The organism is Microbacterium pumilum (assembly GCF_039530225.1).
GTDB classification, from domain to species: Bacteria; Actinomycetota; Actinomycetes; order Actinomycetales; family Microbacteriaceae; genus Microbacterium; species Microbacterium pumilum.
The window spans coordinates 1792473-1812187 of sequence record NZ_BAAAOH010000001.1; the positions used below are offsets into that span (position 1 = coordinate 1792473).

Here is a 19715-nt window from a genome sequence, read left to right on the forward strand (position 1 = left end):
GCGGATGCCGGAGGCCCGGCGGTGAGCCGCATGCGAGGAGGTGGCGGGTGATCGTGGGGATCGGCGTCGACATCGTCGACATCGCACGATTCGAACGCACGGTCGAGCGCACTCCTCGTCTGCTCGACCGCATGTTCGGCCCGTCCGAACAGGCACTGCCGCTGCGCTCTCTCGCGGCGCGCTACGCGGCGCGCGAGGCCCTCATCAAGGCGCTCGGCGGGTCTGACGGACTGCAGTTCAAAGACGTGGAGATCACGCCTGACGCGTCGGGACAGCCGTGGTTCACCATCACCGGCTCGACCGCCGTATTCGTCGCCGACCGCGGCATCACGACGATCCATCTCTCCATGTCGCACGACGCGGGCCTCGCGATCGCCTACGTCGTCGCTGAAGCCGAGGATGCGGCTCAGGCCGCCGGTTCCCGGGGCCCTGGGATCGAGGCGGCGACCACCGAGGCGGCGGGATGAGCAGTCTCCCCGCCGGCGTGATGCGCGAGGCCATCATCGACGTCGGCGCGATCACGGCCAATGTGCGCCACCTCCGCCGGCTGACCGCCTCCGAGGTGATCGCCGTCGTGAAGGCCGACGGGTACGGCCACGGTGCCGCGCGGGCCGCAATCGCGGCACTTGCGGGTGGCGCGAGCCGACTCGGCGTCGCCGACATCGGCGAGGCGCTCGAACTGCGGCGCGCCGGCATCGTGGCGCCGATCCTCGCGTGGCTCCACGCGCCTGGCGTTTCGTTCACCGAGGCAGCCGCAGCGGGGATCGAGCTCGGCATCTCGAGCTTCGATCAGCTGCTCCAGGCAGCGGCTGCGGCAGCGGCTGATCGCCCCGTCGGTGTGCACCTCAAGATCGAGACCGGGCTCGCGCGCAACGGCATCGCCCCCGAAGAGACCGGACGCGTGTTCGCCGAAGCCGCACGCCTCGAGCGGATCGGCAAGCTGCGCGTCGTCGCCCTGTTCAGCCACCTGTCCAACACCTCGGCCGACGACGATCGAGCGGCGCTCGCCGCATTCCACGATGCGGTCGGGGTCGCGGCATCCCTCGGCGTCGCCCCGCCCCTTCGCCATATCGCCGCCACTCACGCCGCCATCGAGCTGCCCGAGGCCCGGCTCGGCTGCGTGCGCGTGGGCATCGGGATGTACGGGCTGTCACCGTTCGCCGGCCGCACGTCGGCCGAGCTGGGACTGCAGCCCGCCATGACACTGCGCGCCTCCGTTGCCGCGGTCCGCCGGGTGCCCGCCGGTCACGGCGTCTCGTACGGGTACGACTACCGCACCGATCGCGAGACCACCCTCGCCCTCGTCCCGCTGGGGTACGCCGACGGAGTCCCGCGGCAGGCGTCGGGGGCCGGTCCGGTCATGATCGGCGGGAGTCGGTTCCGGGTCGCTGGGCGCATTGCAATGGACCAGTTCGTCGTCGACGTGGGCGACCATCCGGTCGCGGTCGGCGACGAGGCGGTGCTCTTCGGCGATCCCACACTCGGTGCCCCGCCGGCGGACGAGTGGGCGGATGCCGCGGGCACGATCAACTACGAGATCGTCACGCGCATCGGGCCACGAGTGCGGCGCCGGCAGGTCTCGGCATGAGCGGACTCGACCGCCTCGTCGGGCGGCATGAGATCGCAACGCCGGACGACATGGAGGCGCTCGGCGCGCAGATGGGCGGGATGCTGCGCCCCGGCGACCTCGTCGTGCTGACCGGTCCGCTCGGGGCCGGCAAGACGACACTCACACGGGGCATCGCCGGCGGACTCGGCGTGCGCGGGCCGGTGCAGAGCCCGACGTTCGTGATCGCGCGGACGCATCCGTCTCTCGTCGGCGGCGCACCTCTCGTGCACGTCGATGCGTACCGCCTCGGTTCGGCGGTCGAGCTCGACGACATCGACATCGACCTCGACAACTCGGTGGTGGTCGTGGAGTGGGGACGCGGGATGGTGGATGGGCTCCGCGACGCGTGGTGGGAGGTCGACCTCGAGCGCCCCACCGGGGGCCGAGGAGCCGACACGATGTGCGGCGACCGGTCGCGCGTCTCCATCGAACTCGACGCCGACGCTCCCCGCATCGCGACGATCACGCGCCGCCCGTAGCCTCACCCACGAGAGACCACCCCTCCTCGCCCGGTCCACCCGCTCTGGCGCGGAGTGGATTGGACGACGTGCCCCTGTCGTCCGGTCGCTGCGGGGAATGCCGGTCACGCGGCGACGAGCGGGCGGGCGGCCGGAACAGTCTCCGCCCCACCGCGGACGGTGGCGGGGACTCCGCGACGCGCGGCCTCCTGCCGCTTCACCAGGGCAATCGCCGCCAGCACCGCGTCCGGCCGCTCGATGTGGGCGAAATGGCCGGCATCCGGTACGCGCAACTCCGCGAACCTGCCGATCAGCGAGCCGAAGGCGGCGGCATCCCCCGCGCCGGCGAAGACGTCCTGGACGCCGCGAATCCCCCAGACGGGGCATTCGATCCGCCGCCAACTCTCGGTGTCGTGCGCAGCCGCGATGCGTGCCGCCCGCGTGAAGGCGGCTGGACGGATCTCGACCGCCAGAGCGTCGATCACCGAGCGGTGGATACGGCGGGGCTGCGCGAAGAGCGGGGCAGCGAGCGTGGCGAGCACGCCGATCCGGTGGAGACCCCGCACGAGCGCCCTGCCGGCCGCGCCCAGCAGCCGCACAACGCGCATCGTCGCGAGCATTCCGGCGAATGCGAGGAGCTTCGCGCCGCCTCGGACCGGCCGTCGGATCGCGTCGAGTACGCCGACGCCGGTGCCCGACACGAGCACGATGCCCGTCGTCGTCGACGGCTCGCGCGACGCGAGGTCGAGTGCGATGAATCCTCCCAATGAGTGGCCGATGACGCGCCACGAGCTGTAGCCGAGTGTGCGGGCAACCGTTGCGACGGCCCGCGATACGTCTGCCGCGCTCGCGTCGCCGCTCAGCGTCCCGCTCTCTCCCCACCCGGGCAGATCGAGGACGATGAGGTCGGCGAGTGGTTTGGAGGAGCGATCGGATGCCACGATCAACGGCGTCCACGTGCTCCAGGAACCCGCCGCGCCGTGGAGCAGGATCGTGGCAGTCGCGTTCTTGTCGGGATCCGCGGTTCGTCGGCCGGCTCGAACGACGATCCGGCCGAGCTCTGTGGCGACGCCGCTCCGGCGCAGGCCGAGCGCACGCTCGTTGAGCACGAGGGCGGGGGATCGTCGGGCTTCGGGGGTGAGGGCGTCCACATCGGTTGTTCGACGCCGAGGCCCGGTCGGTTTCGCTGAACCGCACCTTGGTGCCCACGGACCCCTGGCCCCGAAGCCGCAGCAGCCACGACGACTAACCTGGAACGGTGATCCTCGGCATCGACACCTCGCTCGGCACCGCCGTCGCGGTGGTCGAGGCGGACGGCATGGTGCGGTCGCAGGTCGAGAGCACCGACCCGCGCGGCCACGCCGAGCTGATCGGGTCTCTCCTCGAACAGGCCCTCGCCGAGGCATCGGTCCGGCCGGCCGACATCACGCATGTCGCGGCGGGAATGGGTCCGGGGCCCTTCACCGGCCTTCGCGTCGGTATCGCTGCGGCTCGCACTTTCGCGCTCGGCCGCGGGATCCCGGTCATTCCCGTGGTCAGCCACGACGCGGTCGCGCTCGAACTGGTGCTGCACGCCGCGCTGACCGGTGGATTCGACAACGCAGCGGATGAGGCCTTCGCGGTCGTGACCGACGCCCGCCGGCGCGAGTTCGCGTACTCCGTCTACCGCGGAACCGACGACGACGGGCTGCCCGTGCGCGTGGTCGAATCCGCGCTCGCGCCCCGCGAGTCGCTCGACGGCATCCTTGCGGCGATGGGAGTCGTACGCCGCGACGCCGATCGCATCCCCGCCGCCATGCTCGCGCTGGCAGCCGGCCGCGCACTGGCCGCCGGACGCGTGATCGGGCCGGCAGACGCTCTCTACCTGCGCTCGCCCGACGTCACCCTCTCGACCGGACCGAAGCGGGTGACCGCATGACCGCTCGGCGGGCCACGCTCGACGACCTGGAATCGATCATGGTGCTCGAGCGGGCGTCCTTTCCGACCGACGCATGGTCGGACGCCATGATGCGCGAAGAGCTCGCCTCGCCGCACAGCTGGTACGTCGTCGTCGAAGAGGCCGGGAATCTCGTCGGCTATGCGGGGCTGCGCGCACCCCTCGGGGCATCGGATGCCGACATCCAGACGATCGCCATCGCCGAGGGATCCCGTGGCCGGGGTCGCGGGCGTGCACTCCTCGCGACCCTGCTGGCCGAGGCGGCACGGCGCGGTGCGGCCGTCGTGTTCCTCGAGGTCCGCGCCGACAACCCGGCCGCTCAGGCCCTCTACGCGTCGGAGGGATTCGTCGAACTCGGTCGACGACCGCGGTACTACCAGCCCGATGACGTCGACGCCATCGTGATGCGCCTCGACCTGCCGGCTTGGGTGGCGCGCCCGCGCGCCGACGGCGGAGCCTCCGCTGCCGACGCCGGCGCTGTGGATGCGGGGGCTTGCACGTGACCCTTCGACAGGCTCAGGGGCCGACTGAACCACTCGTCCTGGGCATCGAGACCAGCTGCGACGAGACCGGAATCGGCATCGTCCGCGGCCGGACTCTGCTTTCCAACACGATCGCGAGTTCGATGGATGAGCATGCCCGCTACGGCGGGGTCGTGCCCGAAGTCGCCGCGCGCGCCCACCTCGAGGCGCTGCAGCCGTCGATCGAGGCGGCGCTCGCGGAGTCTCACGTGGGGCTGACCGACATCGACGCGATCGCCGTGACATCGGGCCCCGGACTCGCCGGAGCCCTCATGGTCGGCGTCGGCGCTGCCAAGGCGCTCGCGGTGTCACTCGAGCGCCCGCTGTACGCCGTCAATCACCTCGTCGGCCACATCGCGGCCGACATCCTGGACGCCGATGCGCCGCCGCTCGAGTACCCGACCGTCGCTCTGCTCGTGAGCGGCGGCCACACGTCGCTGCTTCTGGTGCGCGATCTGACAACGGATGTCGAGCTCCTCGGCGAGACGATGGACGACGCCGCGGGCGAGGCGTTCGACAAGGTGGCCCGGCTGCTCGGTCTGCCGTATCCGGGAGGCCCCGAGATCGATCGGGCTGCGGCCGCGGGCGATGCCGACGCGATCCGCTTTCCCCGCGGACTGTCACGCGCATCGGACCTCGCGGCCCACCGGTACGACTTCTCGTTCTCGGGGCTCAAGACCGCCGTCGCCCGATGGGTTGAACAGACCCAGGCTGCCGGCGAAGAGGTCCCCGTCGCGGATGTCGCGGCCTCATTCCGCGAAGCGGTGGTCGACGTGCTCGTGACCAAGGCGCTCGCCGCCTGCGCCGATCACGGAGTGCCGCGACTCCTCCTCGGCGGAGGCGTGATCGCCAACAAGCGGCTGCGCGACGTCGCGATCGAGCGAGCGGATGCGGCGGGTGTGACGGTCCGGATACCCCCGCTGTCGCTGTGCACCGACAACGGAGCGATGATCGCGGCGCTCGCGGCGGAGCTCATCATGGCCGGCCGACCGCCGTCGACGCTCGCCTTCGGGGCGGACTCGACATTGCCGGTCACCGAGATCCAGGTAGCTCCATCACGCGAGGCCGCAGCGTGACCGACCGGTCCGAGGCTCCGGATGCGGCGGCCCCGCATCACGGGGCGACAAGTCCCCGGCCGCCGGCCGTGACCCCCGCGGTCGAGCCGCCGTCGCCGGACATCGCGCTCGCCGACGAAGCATCGCCGCTCCCAGGGGCACACCGAGGGGGCTTCCAGCGACTGCCGACTGCCCCGGTCGATGTGACGACCGTCTCCGCTCCGGCGGAGCCCGGCGCGGAGGGCGCGCCGGAACCAGAGCTGCGGTGGCTCATGCCCGAACCGGTCGGCCCCTACCGCGGACTCGCCGGGTGGGCGCTGGCGTTCTCGATCGCCGGACTTGTCGTCTCGCTGTTCGTGGGATGGGGATTCCCCATCGGTCTGGTCGGCGTCATCTCGGCGATTCTGGCCCTCCGGCGCCCCCTCGAGAATCGCGCCGTGGCCATCTGGGCGCTCGTGCTCGGCGCCGTCTCGGTGATCTACAGCGCCGGCTGGCTGCTGTACGCGGCGAGCCGCGCGAACCTCTTCGGCTGACCGGGGAGCGTCGGTCCCTGAGCTTGTCGAAGGGTCCGACGCGGTGGCGACCCGAGAGCGTCGGTCCCTGAGCTTGTCGAAGGGTCCGACGCGGTGGCGACCGCGGACGCTTCGACAGGCTCAGCGACCGCTGGGTCTCGGGGCCACCGCGGCCGCTTCGACACGCTCAGCCTTCCCCGGCCCAGACCCGTTCCGCCAGGATCGCCACCCGCTTCGCGCCGATGCGCGTGACGAACAGCGTTGCCGACTCGTCTCCGCGCAGCTTGAGCTTCGTGCGCAGTGCGGCGGGATCGACGTCCACTCCCCTCTTCTTGATCTCGAGGCGACCGACGCCGCGGTCCCGGAGCGCCTTCGCGAGCGCTCGCGGCTCGGCGGGGAGCACCTCGTGCACCCGGAACGACGAGACGAACGGGCTCGTGACCGCGGCATCCGAGGTCAGGTAGGCGATGTGCTCGTCGAGCATTCCGGCGTCGAGGCTGCGCGCGACCTCTCCGATGAGGCGCGCCCGGATCACGGCGCCATCGGGTTCGTGCAGATAGGCGCCGAGCGGGCGAGCCGGTTCATCTGCGGCATCCGCCGGCGCGGTGAGCTCGTGAGCGGTGTCGCCCCGGATGACGAGCGCCGCCCGCCGAACGCCCTCGCGGGCGAGTGCCCGAGACCAGAGGACGAGCTCGATCGTCGATCCATCGGCGCTCACCCACTGCGCTTCCACATCGTCGGGGATGAGCTCGCGGTCGAGGCCGGGTCCGAGCTTCACACCCACCGGGACCTGCTCCGCGAGCGCGAACACCCAGTCCAGCGATGGCGACCAGTCTTCGGGGCGTGTGCGCGACGTCTCGGTGTGCCCGGCCGTGCGGCGTGCGGGGTCGAGCCACACCGCGTCGACCGGAAAGGCTCCGGATGCCGCATCCGTCGCAGTCCGCACATACTCCTCCGCTGTGCCGCTGCGGATCGTGACCGCGTCGGAGAACGGTGCGAGGTTGTAGGCGGCGATGGCAGCCGTCACCTCGTCGGCGTCGACCGCCTCGACACGCAGCCCCAGTGCGGCCAGACCGAGAGCATCACCGCCGATCCCGCAACCGAGGTCGGCGACAGAGACGATGCCGGCATCCCGGAAGCGCGCGGCGTGGCGAGCGGCGACGGAGAGTCTCGTCGCCTGCTCGAGCCCTGCGCGGGTGAACAGCATGCGATCGGCGAAGTCGCCGAACTTCGTGTGCGCCTTCATCCGCAGCCGCGTCTGGGTGACGACCGCCGAGACCAGGTCGGGGGAGTGCCCCTGCTTGCGCAGCCGCGAGACGGCGGCCGCGACATCCGCCGTGGACTGCAGCGGATCCTGCTCGTCGAGCAGTCGAAGACCGTCCGGGGTCAGCAGGGCGGTGAGTTCGGCCATGTCCATTCGGCAAGCCTAGGGTCGCCGTTCCAGGCTCGCGGTGCGGTGGAGCCGGCACCAACGGCGTCTTCACGTGACACCGACTGGCACTCACGTTGCGAGAGTGCCAGCGGGTTGCCTAGACTGGCGTTAGCACTCTCACTGTGAGGGTGCTAACCCAGTCTTGTTTCAAAGGAAAGCAGAGGTAGACCCGTGTCGGTTTCCATCAAGCCGCTCGAGGACCGCATCGTCATCCGTCAGGTCGAGGCCGAGCAGACCACCGCAAGCGGTCTGGTCATCCCGGACACTGCCAAGGAGAAGCCCCAGGAGGGCGAGGTCGTGGCCGTTGGTCCCGGCCGCATCGACGACAACGGCAACCGCGTCCCGCTCGACGTCGCCGTGGGCGACCGTGTGCTCTACAGCAAGTACGGCGGAACCGAGGTCAAGTTCGGCGCCGACGAGTTCCTCGTCCTGTCGGCCCGCGACGTCCTCGCGGTCGTCGTCCGCTAGTCCCCGCGCTCCGCGCGATCCGAAGGGTCGGATGCTTCGGCATCCGACCCTTTCGTGTTCGTGGCCAGCGCTTGTCACGAACCCACCGATTCGGACTCGAACCCATTCGTTCACGCCGCACAAGCGAATGGGTTCGTGCATGAATGAGTGGGTTCGAGCATCGGCGGCATGTACTCCGGCCGCCATAGGCTGAGTGGGTGACACGCGACGCTTCGGAGACCGCCGACTCCACGACGGGCCCGATGCCCGTCACGGGTGAGGCGGTCCCCACTGCGCCGCGCCACGCATCCGCCGCCCTCACCGGCGACCCGAGGCGTGAGCGGGCGCTCGGCGGTGTCTACGCCTTCAGCGCCTACCTGATCTGGGGCTTCCTGCCGCTGTACTTCCTGCTGCTCGCACCGACCGGACCGTGGGAGCTCGTCGCGTGGCGCATCGTGCTGTCGCTCGCGTTCTGCGTCGTCCTGCTGGCGATCACGCGCGGATGGCGGCGGCTGGGGGGGATCATGCAGCAGCGCAGGCTGCTGGCGCTGACCGCCCTCTCAGGCGTGCTCATCTACATCAACTGGCAGGTCTTCATCCTGGCCACGCTGACCGGGCATGTCATCGAGACGAGCCTGGGGTACTTCATCAACCCGATCGTCACTGTTCTGCTCGGTGTGGTCGTGCTGCGGGAGCGACTGCGGATCACCCAGTGGGTTGCGATCGCACTCGCCGCGCTCGCGGTGGGCGTGATCATCATCGGCTACGGGGAATTCCCGTGGATCGCGCTGACGCTCGCGGCATCGTTCGGCCTCTACGGACTGGTGAAGAACCGGATCGGTCCTGCGGTCGACGCCGTCAGCGGACTGACCCTGGAGTCGCTCTGGCTCATGCCCGTGGCATCCGCTCTGCTCATCGTCGTGGGCGCGACGGCGGGTCTGTCGATGGGTGCCAACGGTGGGGCTCACGCCGTGCTGCTGAGCCTCGCGGGAGTCGTCACCGCGACACCGCTGCTGTTCTTCGCCGCAGGAGCGCGGCGGGTTCCGCTGACGGTGATCGGACTGCTGCAGTTCCTGACGCCGATCATGCAGTTCGTCATCGGTGCGTGGGTGCTGCACGAGCCCATGACCCGGGAGCGCTGGATCGGTTTCGTCCTGGTGTGGATCGCACTGACCGTGCTGACCATCGACTCGCTGTTGTCCGCTCGCCGCACCCGGCGCGCCGAGCTCGCCTAGCGCACGAAGCGGGCGATGGCCTGCGATGCCTCGGTGATCTTCGCCTCGGCGTCGGGGCCGCCGAGCTTCGCGGCATCCACCACGCAATGGCGCAGGTGATCGTCCAGCAGACCCAGCGCGACCGCCTCGAGCGCACTCGTCAGAGCGCTGATCTGGGTCAGGATGTCGATGCAGTACTTCTCGTCCTCCACCATCTTGTGGATGCCGCGCGCCTGGCCCTCGATGCGCTTCAGGCGATTGAGGTACTTGTCCTTGTCGGTGATGTAGCCGTGGTGGCTGTGATCGCTGCCCGCAGCGACACCGGTGTGCTCATGGGTCATGGTGTGATCGGTCATCGGGACTCCTCCAGGACGGCAGTGGACGCGGGATCGGTCGCACGGCTGCGGAATGACCGCAGACGCAGGCTGTTGCCGACGACGAAGACGCTCGACAGCGCCATCGCCGCGCCGGCGATCATCGGATTGAGCAGCCCGAGCGCTGCCAGCGGGATCGCCGCGACGTTGTAGGCGAAGGCCCAGAACAGGTTCACCTTGATCGTTCCGAGCGTCGATCGCGAGAGGCGGATCGCGTCCGCGACGCTGCGCAGGTCGCCCCGCACGAGTGTGATGTCCGACGCTTCGATCGCGGCATCCGTGCCCGTGCCCATCGCGAGGCCGAGATCGGCCCGCGCGAGTGCCGCGGCGTCGTTCACGCCGTCGCCGACCATCGCAACCACGCGGCCTTCGGCCTGCAGGGATTTCACGAGGGCGACTTTGTCGCTCGGCAGCACCTCGGCCGTCACACGGTCGATGCCGACCTCAGCGGCGATCGTTCGGGCGACGGCCGCATTGTCGCCGGTGAGCAGGATGGGGGTCAGGCCGAGATCGCGCAGCTGCGCGATCGCCTGACGGCTCGTCGGCTTGACCTGATCGGCCACGATCAGCACGCCGCGCGCCTCGCCGTCCCATGCCACGAGTACGGGGGAGCGCCCGGAGGCTTCGGCGGCGTCCTTGGCGGCCGCCAGGGCTGCCGGCAGACCGATCGCCCAGTCGGCGAGCAGCGCCTGGCGCCCGACGACGACCGCATGCCCGTCCACGACGCCCGAGACGCCGAGGCCGGCGACGTTGGCGAACGCCTCCACCGGCGAGAGCTCGCCCGTCTCAGTCGCGGCCGCGCGTGCGATCGCGCGGGCGATGGGGTGCTCGGACGCGTGCTCGAGGGCACCGGCGAGTCGCAGCACCTCGGTGCGGTCGACACCCTGAGCCGTGAAGACGTCGACGAGCGACATCCGTCCGGTCGTCACGGTTCCGGTCTTGTCGAGCACGACGGTGTCGACCGTGCGCGTCGATTCGAGCACCTCGGGGCCCTTGATGAGGATGCCGAGCTGTGCGCCGCGACCGGTGCCGACCAGCAGCGCGGTCGGAGTCGCGAGCCCGAGCGCGCAGGGGCACGCGATGATCAGGACGGCGACGGCGGCGGTTGCTGCGGCCGCCGGCGGGAACCCGAGCAGAAGCCACACCGCGAACGTCGCGACGGCGATCGCGAGCACGATCGGGACGAACACGCCCGAGATACGGTCGGCGAGTCGCTGCACGTCGGCCTTGCCCGATTGGGCCTCCTCGACGAGCCGTGCCATCTGGGCGAGCTGCGTGTCGCGTCCCACGCGCGTCGCTCGCACGATCAGGCTGCCGCCGGCGTTGGCTGTCGCTCCGACGACGGCGTCGCCCGGCCCCACTTCCACCGGCATGGACTCACCGGTCACGAGCGAGGCGTCCACTGCCGACGTGCCCGAGACGACCACACCGTCGGTCGCGATCTTCTCGCCCGGCCGGACCGCGAACTCGTCGCCCACGCGCAGCTCGGCAACCGGAACGCGCCGCTCTGTGACCGTACCGCCCGCGCCGAGGCGTCGCACCGCGACATCCTTCGCTCCCAGCTCGAGCAGCGCGCGCAGCGCCGCACCCGCGCGGCGCTTGGACCGCACCTCGAAGTAGCGCCCGGCGAGCACGAACATCGTGACCCCTGCAGCCACCTCGAGATAGATGTCGGTGGTGCCCTCACTCCGCTGGATCGTCCACTCGAAGGCGTGGGTCATGCCGGGCATGCCGGCGCCGCCCAGGAACAGCGCGTAGAGCGACCACAGGAACGCCGCCGAGACCCCGATCGAGATGAGCGTGTCCATGGTCGCGGCGCCATGGCGGAGGTTGATCCAGGCGGCACGGTGGAACGGCCACGCACCCCACACCACAACCGGTGCGGCGAGTGCCAGCGACGCCCACTGCCAGTAGGTGAACTGCAGCGCGGGGATCATGGCGAGCAGGATGACCGGCACAGCCAGCACGGTCGAGCCGATCAGCCGCTGGCGCAGCCCGGTCAGCTCATGGTCGTCGAGATCGTGCTCGTGCCCGTGTTCGTGGGCGGATGCCGGGGGTTCGGGCAGCGAAGCGGTGTAGCCGGTCTTCTCGACCTCGTCGATGAGCACGCGCGGGTCGAGCGACGGCGGCGCGCTCACGACCGCCTTCTCGGTGGCGTAGTTGACGGATGCCGCGACCCCGTCGAGACGGTTGAGCTTCTTCTCGATGCGCGCGGCGCACGACGCGCACGTCATACCGCCGATCAGCAGTTCGATGCGCGTATCGGCGGCATCCGCAGAAAGCGAGTCGGTGGTCATCAGGCTCGGACGGCTTCGTACCCGGCCTCGTCCACGGCGGCGATCACCGCATCGTCCGTGAGGGGCGCCGTCGACTCGATCCGCAGCAGCCCGGTGGCCGCGCTGACGTCGACGTGCTGGATGCCGGTGAGCTTCGCGATTTCGCCGCGCACGGATGCCTCGCAGTGTCCGCAGCTCATTCCGGTGACGCGGTACTCGGTCGTCTGTGCCATGGTGTTGCCTTTCGCGTGAGTCCCTGATGGGGATACCCCGGAGGGGTACTGACGTCCTCAACGATATACCCTTCAGGGGTATTCCGGGCTCGGCGACCATTTGGAGGCCCCCGGAGACGCTTCGATAACGATTGAGTTCCCGTTACAGATCGTTAACGAACGGCAACATTGGGGAGACGCGGGCGCGGTTAGGTTAGTGGAATCTGGGTCGGCGCCCGAGCCGCCCCGCGTTCATTCACAGCAAGGAGCAACATGAGCGTCTTTACCCGAGGCACCGCCTCGCGCTCGCGCGTCCGCACCGTTCTGGGCGGCATCGCGATCGTGGGCGCAAGCGCCCTCATCCTCAGCGGCTGCAGTGGCGGCGGCGGTGCCGAGCCTTCGGAGTCTGCCGGCCCCGTCGAGGACCTCAGCCTCAAGCTGGGCACGATCCTGCCGCAGACAGGCAGCCTCTCCTTCCTCGGCCCGCCCGAGGAGGCAGGTGTCGGCCTTGGCGCGCAGGAGGTCAACGACTACGCAGAGACCACCGGTCTCACGATCGACGACATCGTCTGGGGCGACTCGGGTGACACCGACAACAAGGCGTACGCGACCACGATCCAGACCCTCATCTCCGAGGGCGTCACAGCCGCCATCGGCGCAGCCTCGTCGGGTGTGACCAAGCTCTTCCTCGACGACGCCGTAGCCGCGGGCATCATCACGTTCTCGCCGGCCAACACGTCGCTCGACTTCACGACGTGGGACGACAACGGCCTGTACTGGCGCACCGCGCCGTCCGACACGCTGCAGGGCGAGGTGCTCGGCAACCTTCTCGCCGAAGACGGCCACAGCAACGTCTCGGTCATCTACCAGAACGACTCCTACGGCACCGGTCTGAACGATGTGTTCCAGGAAGTCTTCACGGGCACCGGCGGAACGGTTGTGTCCGAGCAGTCGTACAACACGGGTGACACGACCTTCGACGCGCAGATCAGCGCGACGCTCGCCGCGAACCCCGACGCGATCCTCCTGATCACCTTCGACGAGATCTACACGATCGGTCCGGCACTTCTGGCCGCGGGCTACCCGGCCGACCAGCTGTACCTGGTGGACGGAAACCTGAAGCAGTTCGGTTCCGACGCCAAGTGGCCGGCCGCCGCCAACATGGAAGGCGCGAAGGGCACCACGCCCGCCGGCCCCCTCGAGGCCGACACCGAATTCCAGGCTGCAGTGAGCGACTGGTGGGTCGCCGACGGCAACGAGGCGCTGACCGACTTCTCGTACGCCAACGAGTCGTACGACGCCGTCGTTCTGCTCGCCCTGGCTTCGCTGGCGGCAGGGTCGACCGACCCGGCCGACGTCTCGGCCAAGCTGCAGGAAGTCTCGGGCGGCACCGGTGACGGTGAGAAGTGCACGAGCTACGCCGAGTGCGCCGACATCATCCTCGGCGGTGGCGTCGCGGATTACGACGGCAAGTCCGGTCCGATCACGTTCGACGAGAACGGCGACCCGACCGAGGCCACCGTCGGCATCTTCCAGTACGGCGCTGACAACCTGAACACCCGCATCGGCTGATCCAGCCGCACGCAGCGAGGGCCTCGGAGCGATCCGGGGCCCTTCGCTTTGCCGCAGCGCCCTCGCAGCTCCGTGCGCATCGGTTGCGGTCACGGGCGCAGACACACGAAGGGCGGATGCCGCAGCATCCGCCCTTCGTGTGTTCCGCGTAGGTCTCTCAGACCCCGTCGGAGCCGAGTGTGCCCAGGTACAGTCCGATGACCTTGGGGTCGTTCAGCAAGTCGCGGCCGCTGCCCTCGTAGGCGTCGCGGCCCTGGTCGAGGACATAGCCGCGGTCGCAGATCTGCAGGCAGCGGCGGGCGTTCTGCTCGACCATGATCGTCGTCACACCGGCCTTGTTGATGTCTGAGACGCGGATGAAGGCGTCGTCCTGCCGCACGGGGGACAGGCCGGCAGAGGGCTCGTCGAGCAGGAGCACCGCGGGGTCCATCATGAGTGCGCGCGACATGGCCACCATCTGGCGCTCGCCGCCGGACAGCGAGCCCGCGCGCTGCTTCAGGCGCTTGCCCAGCTCGGCGAAGATGCCGCACACGAAATCGAGACGCTCGTTATAGGTCTTCGGAGCCTGGTAGAGCCCCATCTGCAGGTTCTCTTCGATCGTGAGCGAGGGAAAGACGTTGTTCGTCTGCGGCACGAACCCGACCCCGCGCTGCACGAGCTTGTCGGACTTCAGGCCGAGCACGCTCTCCCCGTTGACGGTGATCGTGCCCTCGCGCACCTTGACCATGCCGAAGATCGCCTTCAGCAGCGTGGACTTGCCCGCGCCGTTGGGGCCGATGATCCCGATGAGCTCGCCCTTGCGGGCGTACAGGTTCGCACCGTTGAGGATGTTGACTCCCGGGAGGTAGCCGGCGACGACGTCCTTGAGCTCGACCACCATCCGGTCGGTCTTGCCCTCGGCCATGGCGGATGCGCCGGTCGCGCCGACGCCCGTGGATGCCATCATTTGCCCTCCTCGGCCTCAGTGATCGAGGCCTCTTCGGCTTCTTTGATCTCTTCGAGCAGCTCAGCGGCGGATGCGTCCAGTTCGCCTTCGATACGTCCCGTCACCACGCCGAGGTCGACGTCCTGGTGGCTGCCCAGGTACGCGTCGATGACGGCCTGATCGTGCATCACGGTCTCGGGCGGCCCCTCGGCGACGATGCGGCCCTCTGCCATGACGATGACCCAGTCGGCGATGTGGCGCACCATGTGCATGTCATGCTCGACGAACAGCACGGTCATGCCGAGGTCTTTCAGGTCGAGGATGTGGTCGAGCAGCGACTCGGTGAGGGCAGGGTTGACGCCGGCCATGGGCTCGTCGAGCATGACGAGTGTCGGGTCGCTCATCAGCGCGCGCGCCATTTCGAGCAGCTTTCGCTGGCCGCCCGAGAGGCTCGCGGCGTAATCGTCGGACTTGGCATCCAGCTTGAAGCGGCTGAGCAGCCCTCTCGCCTTCTCCTCGATCTCGTTGTCCTGCTTGCGCCAGATCGCAGGGATCAGGCTCGCGAAGATGCGCTCCCCTTTCTGTGCGGTCGCGCCGAGCTTCATGTTCTCCAGCACCGTGAGCAGCGAGAGCGCCTTCGTCAGCTGGAACGTGCGGACCTGTCCCATCCGGGCGACCTTGAACGACGGGATGCCGGAGAGGCTCTTGCCGTCGAAGCTCCAGGTGCCGCTGTCGGGCTTGTCGAACCCGCAGAGGAGGTTGAACAGCGTGGTCTTGCCGGCACCGTTGGGTCCGATCAGAGCGGTGATGACTCCGCGGGGGACCTCGACATGTTCCACATCGACGGCCGTGAGGCCGCCGAAGCGCCGGGTGACGTTGTCGGCGATCAGGATCGGGTCGACTTTGGCGACGCCAGGGACGTTCTCGCCTTTCGCGAGTCCCTGAGCCTTGGGGCGACGAACGCTGCCCGTCGTCGTCGGGACTGCATCGGTGACGGGAGCCACCGTGTCGGCTGGCGGATTCTGAGGTGCGCCGGATGAGGTGCCGTTACTTGACAAAGGTCAGCTCCCTCTTGTTCCCGAGGATGCCCTGTGGGCGGAAGATCACGATCAGCATGAGCGCGACGCCGACCAGGATGAATCGGAGCGTTCCGGCCTGCACCGACGACAGCGGCAGGATGCCGGAATTCGCCAGCGCCGGCAGCACGTTGCCGAGGAAGCCCATGATGACCCAGAAGATCACAGAGCCGAGCACGGGGCCGAAGACTGTGGCCGCGCCACCGAGCAGCAGGATCGTCCAGATGAAGAAGGTGAGGGAGGTCGTGTAGGTCGCTGGGACCACGGCCGAGGGGAGCGCGAAGACGACGCCACCCAGGGCGCCGAACACACCACCGAGGATGAGGGCCTGCATCTTGTACGCGAAGACGTTCTTGCCGAGCGAGCGCACGGCGTCCTCATCCTCGCGGATGCCCTTGAGCACTCGACCCCACGGGCTGCGCATGATCGCCCAGACGATGTAGACCGCGATCGCCAGGAGCAGGGCGCCGAACACGCGCACCCAGAGCTGGTCGGCCGTCCACTGCCATGGGCCGAAGCCGTACGTACCCGGAGGGAACGGATTCGCACCGCGGAACCCGGCGTGGTACCCGCCGAGACCGTCCGCCGAGTTGGTGTACTCGTCGAACAGCTGCGTCGTCAGGAACAGGCGGACGATCTCCGCTGCCGCGATCGTGACGATGGCGAGATAGTCCGCTCGCAGTCTCAGCGTCGGGATGCCGAGGATGAACGCGAAGCCGACCGCTGCGAGGCACCCGACGATGATGCCGACCCACCAGGGCCAGCCGAAGCTGAGAATGGAGATCGCGTAGCCGTAGGCGCCGAGGGCCATGAAGCCCGCCATGCCGAAGTTCAGCAGTCCGCCGTAGCCGAACTGCACCGCGAGTCCCACTGCCGCGAGGGCGTAGGCAATGGTCTCCGGGCTGAACACCCAGTAGGCCGTGTTGTTGAAGATCTGTCCCCAGTCCATGTCGCCCCCTAACCGAGTCTCTCTTTGCGACCCAGGATGCCCTGAGGTCTGACGAGCAGGATGATGATCAGCACCGCGAGAGCGCCGACATACTTCATGTCGGGCGGAATCCAGAGCGTCGAGATCTCGACGAGGATGCCCACGATGATCGACCCGATGAGGGCTCCGAACGCGGTTCCCAGACCACCCAGGGTGACTGCCGCGAAGATCAGCAGCAGGACGCCCGAACCCATGTCCCACTTGATCCCGGGGCGGAAGTAGGCCCACAGGACACCGGCGATCGCGGCGAGGGCGGTCGAGAGCACCCAGACGATGCGGATCACTCTGTCCACGTTGATGCCGGATGCCGCGGCCAGGCTCGGGTTGTCGGAGATCGCTCGTGTCGCCTTGCCGATGCGGGTGTACAGCAGCCAGTAGGCCGTGGCCGCGATCAGCACGATGCTGATGCCCATGGACACGACGTCCAGCAGCGACAGCGAGATCGGACCGATCTTGATGTCGCGCGCGCCACCAGCGCCGGGCAGTTGATACGTGCTGCCGCCGATGAAGAACTGGAACGTGTAGCGGGCGGCGAGCGACAGGCCGATACTCACGATCATCAGCTGAACCAGCCCGAGGCCCTTGCGCCTGAGGGGTTTCCAGAGACCGGCGTCGAGAACCCAGCCGAGTATGGCGCCCGTGACGATCACGACCGGGATGACGATCCACATGGGCCAGGCCAGCCAGACACCGAACACCAGCGCGACGATCGCACCGAACGTGAGGATCTCGGCGTGCGCGAAGTTGGTCAGGCCCGTCGTGCCGAAGATCAGTGACACACCGATCGAGGCCAGCGCGAGCAGCAGGCCGAAGTTGAGGCCGTTCATCAGCCGATCGAGCACTTGGTCGATGAAGCTCGTCTGCGTGCGTTCGCCAGGTGCCAGGAAGCTGTTGATGATCACCGACCCGGTGAGACCGAACTCCTCCTCTTTGGGGTTGTCCTCGACGATGACACCCTCGGGAAGGGTCGACTCGTCGACTTCGATCGTGTACGTGTCCTTCTCCGGGACATAGAGCTTCCACCGGCCGTCCGCGCCGGTGAGCGTCTCCGCTTCGAAACCGTTGCCTTGGACCGTCACCCGCACGTCGGGAACGGGCTCGTCCTTATAGGTGATCACTCCGGCGAAGTAGAACGCCGTCTGCTCCTGGTCGGCGCCCGGCTCATCCGGTGCGGCCGCGCTTGCTGTTGCCGGTGTCTGCAGTACGAGCAGCGTGGCCGCGAGGAGAGTGCCGATCACGATGATCAGCCATCTCAGCGAACGCCACTCGTGCGTAGTCGTGGAACCCACGTATCCTCCAGTCAGGCAGCCACGGCAAGACGTTACGGGTCGCATCAGCCGTGACGACGACGGTACGAGCGTAATGTGTCGTTCTTGTTTCGCCTACAACAAACCCTCCGTGCCGTGACCGAATCGCAACCGGGCGCTGTGCGGCATCCGGAGTCAGCTTCACTGCGCGCTCGGAATGAATTCGCAGGGTCGACGCTTAGAATCGAGTACGGAGCGTTCCCGCGCACCGGCCGTCGTCGTCCACACCTCGAGCAACGCGCCGCGCGCGCAGGAGAACCCATGGAGCATCACGACCCCTTCGGCTTCGTCGGACTGACCTACGATGACGTGCTCCTCCTGCCGGGGCACACCGACGTCATCCCGAGCGAAGCCGACACCTCTTCACGCCTGACGCGACGTATCAACGTCGCGACTCCGCTGCTGTCGAGCGCCATGGACACCGTCACCGAGGCGCGCATGGCCATCGCCATCGCGCGCGAGGGCGGGATCGGCATCATCCATCGCAACCTCGCGATCGAGGAGCAGGCGTCGATGGTCGACCGGGTGAAGCGCAGCGAGTCGGGGATGATCTCCAACCCGATCACCACCACGCCCGAGGCCACGGTCGACGAGGTCGAGGCGCTGTGCGCGCAGTTCCGAATCTCCGGCCTTCCCGTCGTCGACGACGCGGGCCGCCTCGTGGGGATCGTCACGAACCGCGACATGCGCTTCGTCTCCGGCTTCGAGCGCTCCACCACCCTCGTGAAGGACGTCATGACCAGTGAGGGCCTCGTCACGGCCCCGGTCGGGATCGGCGCGAACGACGTCATCGCGCTGTTCGCCAAGCACCGCGTGGAGAAGCTGCCGCTGATCGACGACGACGGCACGCTCGCCGGACTGATCACGGTCAAGGACTTCGACAAGAGCGAGAAGTATCCCCTCGCGACCAAGGACGAGCAGGGCCGTCTGCGCGTCGGCGCGGCGATCGGGTTCTTCGGCGACGCGTGGGAGCGCGCCGAGGCACTCCGCGACGTGGGTGTCGACGTCCTCGTGGTCGACACGGCGAACGGCCAGTCGGCCGGTGTGATCGACATCATCACGCGCTTGAAGGCCGACGCCTCGTTCGATCACATCGACATCATCGGCGGCAACGTGGCCACCCGCGAGGGCGCTCAGGCACTCATCGACGCGGGGGTGGATGCCGTCAAGGTCGGCGTCGGACCGGGCTCGATCTGCACCACGCGCATCGTCGCGGGGGTCGGCGTGCCACAGGTGACCGCGGTCTACGAGGCATCCCTCGCGGCCCGCGAAGCCGGCGTGCCGGTGATCGCCGACGGCGGCCTGCAGTACTCCGGCGACATCGCCAAGGCGCTCGTCGCCGGCGCCGACACGGTGATGCTCGGCTCGCTGCTCGCCGGTACTGACGAGTCGCCTGGAGAGATCGTCTTCCAGGGCGGTAAGCAGTTCAAGCAGTACCGGGGCATGGGATCGCTCGGCGCGCTGCAGACCCGCGGCAAGAAGACCTCGTACTCGAAGGACCGCTACTTCCAGGCCGACGTGCCCAGCGACGACAAGCTGATCCCGGAGGGCATCGAGGGCCAGGTCGCTTATCGCGGTCCCGTCGCCGCCGTCGCCTACCAACTGGTCGGAGGACTGCGGCAGTCGATGTTTTACGTCGGCGCCCGCACGATCGACGAGCTCAAGGCCAAGGGCCGGTTCGTACGGATCACGGCCGCGGGACTCAAAGAGTCGCACCCGCACGACGTGCAGATCGTGGTCGAGGCCCCGAACTACAAGCGCTGACGCGCGACAGTTCACAGAGCTCGCGGCTGTGCGCGAA

General features: G+C 68.7%; 20 protein-coding genes. 11 read left to right on the forward strand and 9 right to left on the reverse strand.

Going from position 1 to position 19715, the window contains the following annotated elements; translation table 11 throughout:
* Window positions 1-47: 47 nt before the first annotated feature.
* The 3 genes from ABD188_RS07900 to tsaE are packed head-to-tail and all read left to right on the forward strand — an operon-like array spanning window position 48 to window position 2088.
* Window positions 48-467, forward strand: coding sequence for a holo-ACP synthase (locus tag ABD188_RS07900; RefSeq protein WP_344060195.1), 420 nt, complete (start codon window positions 48-50; stop codon window positions 465-467).
* Complete coding sequence (gene alr, locus ABD188_RS07905; RefSeq protein ID WP_344060196.1) at window positions 464-1588, forward strand: alanine racemase; 1125 nt, start codon at window positions 464-466, stop codon at window positions 1586-1588. The genes ABD188_RS07900 and alr overlap by 4 nt, the downstream gene beginning before the upstream one ends.
* The gene (gene tsaE / locus ABD188_RS07910) at window positions 1585-2088 is read left to right on the forward strand and encodes a tRNA (adenosine(37)-N6)-threonylcarbamoyltransferase complex ATPase subunit type 1 TsaE (RefSeq protein WP_344060198.1); all 504 of its coding nucleotides are present in this window, start codon (window positions 1585-1587) and stop codon (window positions 2086-2088) included. The genes alr and tsaE overlap by 4 nt, the downstream gene beginning before the upstream one ends.
* A gap of 104 nt (window positions 2089-2192) precedes the next feature.
* Here tsaE and ABD188_RS07915 read toward each other — a convergent pair whose 3' ends face one another.
* Window positions 2193-3218: an alpha/beta fold hydrolase gene (locus ABD188_RS07915; protein ID WP_344060200.1), complete on the reverse strand. Its 1026-nt coding sequence runs from the start codon at window positions 3216-3218 to the stop codon at window positions 2193-2195.
* Between the two features lie 107 nt (window positions 3219-3325).
* Here ABD188_RS07915 and tsaB point away from each other — a divergent pair, with 107 nt between their 5' ends.
* From tsaB to ABD188_RS07935, 4 genes are read left to right on the forward strand one after another with little or no spacing between them, the layout of a single operon-like run.
* Window positions 3326-3985: a tRNA (adenosine(37)-N6)-threonylcarbamoyltransferase complex dimerization subunit type 1 TsaB gene (gene tsaB / locus ABD188_RS07920; protein WP_344060202.1), complete on the forward strand. Its 660-nt coding sequence runs from the start codon at window positions 3326-3328 to the stop codon at window positions 3983-3985.
* Entirely contained in the window at window positions 3982-4506 is a 525-nt protein-coding gene (gene rimI / locus ABD188_RS07925; protein WP_344060204.1) for a ribosomal protein S18-alanine N-acetyltransferase, read from the forward strand. Before tsaB ends, rimI begins: the two co-directional genes overlap by 4 nt.
* Window positions 4503-5600 (forward strand): tRNA (adenosine(37)-N6)-threonylcarbamoyltransferase complex transferase subunit TsaD, encoded by a 1098-nt coding sequence (gene tsaD, locus ABD188_RS07930; protein WP_344060206.1) that lies wholly within the window; start codon window positions 4503-4505, stop codon window positions 5598-5600. Before rimI ends, tsaD begins: the two co-directional genes overlap by 4 nt.
* Entirely contained in the window at window positions 5597-6112 is a 516-nt protein-coding gene (locus tag ABD188_RS07935) for a DUF4190 domain-containing protein (protein WP_344060208.1), read from the forward strand. Before tsaD ends, ABD188_RS07935 begins: the two co-directional genes overlap by 4 nt.
* Before the next feature lie 166 nt (window positions 6113-6278).
* Here the strand turns inward: ABD188_RS07935 and ABD188_RS07940 are convergent, their stop codons facing one another.
* The gene (locus ABD188_RS07940) at window positions 6279-7508 is read right to left on the reverse strand and encodes a class I SAM-dependent methyltransferase (protein WP_344060209.1); all 1230 of its coding nucleotides are present in this window, start codon (window positions 7506-7508) and stop codon (window positions 6279-6281) included.
* 186 nt (window positions 7509-7694) lie between these two features.
* On the opposite strand from ABD188_RS07940, the gene groES reads away from it, so the two are divergent.
* Window positions 7695-7991 carry a co-chaperone GroES gene (gene groES / locus ABD188_RS07945; protein WP_091492757.1) on the forward strand — a complete coding sequence of 99 codons (297 nt, stop codon included), beginning with the start codon at window positions 7695-7697 and terminating at the stop codon, window positions 7989-7991.
* 197 nt (window positions 7992-8188) lie between these two features.
* Window positions 8189-9205 (forward strand): EamA family transporter RarD, encoded by a 1017-nt coding sequence (gene rarD / locus ABD188_RS07950; RefSeq protein WP_344060214.1) that lies wholly within the window; start codon window positions 8189-8191, stop codon window positions 9203-9205.
* On the opposite strand, the gene ABD188_RS07955 is transcribed toward rarD, so the two are convergent.
* The 3 genes from ABD188_RS07955 to ABD188_RS07965 are packed head-to-tail and all read right to left on the reverse strand — an operon-like array spanning window position 9202 to window position 12067.
* On the reverse strand, window positions 9202-9540 hold the full coding sequence (locus tag ABD188_RS07955; protein ID WP_344060216.1) for a metal-sensitive transcriptional regulator: 339 nt from the start codon (window positions 9538-9540) through the stop codon (window positions 9202-9204). The genes rarD and ABD188_RS07955 overlap by 4 nt on opposite strands.
* Window positions 9537-11855, reverse strand: coding sequence for a heavy metal translocating P-type ATPase (locus ABD188_RS07960; protein WP_344060218.1), 2319 nt, complete (start codon window positions 11853-11855; stop codon window positions 9537-9539). Before ABD188_RS07960 ends, ABD188_RS07955 begins: the two co-directional genes overlap by 4 nt.
* Window positions 11855-12067, reverse strand: coding sequence for a heavy-metal-associated domain-containing protein (locus ABD188_RS07965; RefSeq protein WP_344060220.1), 213 nt, complete (start codon window positions 12065-12067; stop codon window positions 11855-11857). The genes ABD188_RS07960 and ABD188_RS07965 overlap by 1 nt, the downstream gene beginning before the upstream one ends.
* A 252-nt stretch (window positions 12068-12319) precedes the next feature.
* Between ABD188_RS07965 and ABD188_RS07970 the strand changes: the two genes are divergently transcribed.
* On the forward strand, window positions 12320-13618 hold the full coding sequence (locus ABD188_RS07970) for an ABC transporter substrate-binding protein (RefSeq protein WP_344060222.1): 1299 nt from the start codon (window positions 12320-12322) through the stop codon (window positions 13616-13618).
* Between the two features lie 157 nt (window positions 13619-13775).
* On the opposite strand, the gene ABD188_RS07975 is transcribed toward ABD188_RS07970, so the two are convergent.
* From ABD188_RS07975 to ABD188_RS07990, 4 genes are read right to left on the reverse strand one after another with little or no spacing between them, the layout of a single operon-like run.
* On the reverse strand, window positions 13776-14522 hold the full coding sequence (locus tag ABD188_RS07975; protein ID WP_344066961.1) for an ABC transporter ATP-binding protein: 747 nt from the start codon (window positions 14520-14522) through the stop codon (window positions 13776-13778).
* A 38-nt stretch (window positions 14523-14560) separates the two neighbouring features.
* A complete protein-coding gene (locus tag ABD188_RS07980; RefSeq protein ID WP_344060223.1) occupies window positions 14561-15547 on the reverse strand; it encodes an ABC transporter ATP-binding protein in 987 nt (328 codons plus the stop codon).
* Window positions 15548-15590: 43 nt separating this feature from the next.
* The gene (locus ABD188_RS07985; RefSeq protein WP_344060224.1) at window positions 15591-16568 is read right to left on the reverse strand and encodes a branched-chain amino acid ABC transporter permease; all 978 of its coding nucleotides are present in this window, start codon (window positions 16566-16568) and stop codon (window positions 15591-15593) included.
* An 8-nt stretch (window positions 16569-16576) separates the two neighbouring features.
* Window positions 16577-17896 carry a branched-chain amino acid ABC transporter permease gene (locus ABD188_RS07990; protein WP_344060226.1) on the reverse strand — a complete coding sequence of 440 codons (1320 nt, stop codon included), beginning with the start codon at window positions 17894-17896 and terminating at the stop codon, window positions 16577-16579.
* A gap of 279 nt (window positions 17897-18175) precedes the next feature.
* On the opposite strand from ABD188_RS07990, the gene guaB reads away from it, so the two are divergent.
* On the forward strand, window positions 18176-19678 hold the full coding sequence (gene guaB / locus ABD188_RS07995) for an IMP dehydrogenase (protein WP_344060228.1): 1503 nt from the start codon (window positions 18176-18178) through the stop codon (window positions 19676-19678).
* The last annotated feature ends 37 nt before the right edge of the window (window positions 19679-19715 follow it).

Bases quoted from the DNA above. Each gene is read 5' to 3' on its own strand.
- alr (WP_344060196.1), top strand. From the start codon at position 464: ATGAGCAGTCTCCCCGCCGGCGTGATGCGCGAGGCCATCATCGACGTC.
- tsaE (WP_344060198.1), top strand. From the start codon at position 1,585: ATGAGCGGACTCGACCGCCTCGTCGGGCGGCATGAGATCGCAACGCCG.
- rimI (WP_344060204.1), top strand. From the start codon at position 3,982: ATGACCGCTCGGCGGGCCACGCTCGACGACCTGGAATCGATCATGGTG.
- ABD188_RS07940 (WP_344060209.1), bottom strand. From the start codon at position 7,508: ATGGACATGGCCGAACTCACCGCCCTGCTGACCCCGGACGGTCTTCGA.
- ABD188_RS07955 (WP_344060216.1), bottom strand. From the start codon at position 9,540: ATGACCGATCACACCATGACCCATGAGCACACCGGTGTCGCTGCGGGC.
- ABD188_RS07960 (WP_344060218.1), bottom strand. From the start codon at position 11,855: ATGACCACCGACTCGCTTTCTGCGGATGCCGCCGATACGCGCATCGAA.
- ABD188_RS07965 (WP_344060220.1), bottom strand. From the start codon at position 12,067: ATGGCACAGACGACCGAGTACCGCGTCACCGGAATGAGCTGCGGACAC.
- ABD188_RS07970 (WP_344060222.1), top strand. From the start codon at position 12,320: ATGAGCGTCTTTACCCGAGGCACCGCCTCGCGCTCGCGCGTCCGCACC.
- ABD188_RS07975 (WP_344066961.1), bottom strand. From the start codon at position 14,522: ATGGCCGAGGGCAAGACCGACCGGATGGTGGTCGAGCTCAAGGACGTC.
- ABD188_RS07985 (WP_344060224.1), bottom strand. From the start codon at position 16,568: ATGGACTGGGGACAGATCTTCAACAACACGGCCTACTGGGTGTTCAGC.
- guaB (WP_344060228.1), top strand. From the start codon at position 18,176: ATGGAGCATCACGACCCCTTCGGCTTCGTCGGACTGACCTACGATGAC.